The sequence below is a fragment of the Streptomyces millisiae genome, assembly GCF_031845425.1.
In the GTDB taxonomy this organism is placed as follows: Bacteria; Actinomycetota; Actinomycetes; order Streptomycetales; family Streptomycetaceae; genus Streptomyces; species Streptomyces millisiae.
The window spans coordinates 1-527 of record NZ_JAVREM010000213.1; the positions used below are offsets into that span (position 1 = coordinate 1).

General features: G+C 56.4%; 1 protein-coding gene and 1 pseudogene. Both read left to right on the forward strand.

Annotated features, from left to right (window positions below; genetic code table 11):
- Positions 1-189: hypothetical protein (locus RNC47_RS36285; protein ID WP_311605128.1), on the forward strand; the 189-nt coding region annotated here is incomplete at its 5' end.
- A 98-nt stretch (positions 190-287) separates the two neighbouring features.
- Positions 288-527: pseudogene (locus tag RNC47_RS36290) on the forward strand (hypothetical protein); the annotation flags it as partial.

The following is a 527-nucleotide window of genomic DNA, read 5'->3' on the forward strand; positions in this document are numbered from 1 at the left end:
GCATTGCGCACCGAGGGCGACGCGCGCGCAGATATGACGGCTCTCAACGATGTGCTATCCACGGCTGTCGCACCTGGGTCGAATCTGGTGATCGCTGCGCTTCGCTGCGCTTCGCTGCGCTTCGCGCCCGAAAATTTGTGTTCCATGTATCACCTTGACCTTGTTATGATTTGGAATCCGAACGAGTAGTGGTTCCCCCTGAGCATTTTTGCCGTGGAACCATTGATTTGCTGCCCTCACCGTGACACGCTGACATGTACGTGTGAGAACGTTCGGAGTGTGGGCTTATGGCTGGCAATCTCGAAATCGATCTCGCTTCCGCTGTGATCGAGTATCGACCGACCATCGGGGAGCTCTGCGTCGTAGCTGCTCAACACGTCCCCGTCGGCACATTGTTGGCGGCAGTGCCCCGACGAACATTCACCTGGTATGTGGGACAACGTAATTACCCGGGTATCTACTGGTCGGTCACTGAGCGGGACCACGTGATCTATGAGTCACGTTTAGAGTTGTCGGCGCTGCTCTTC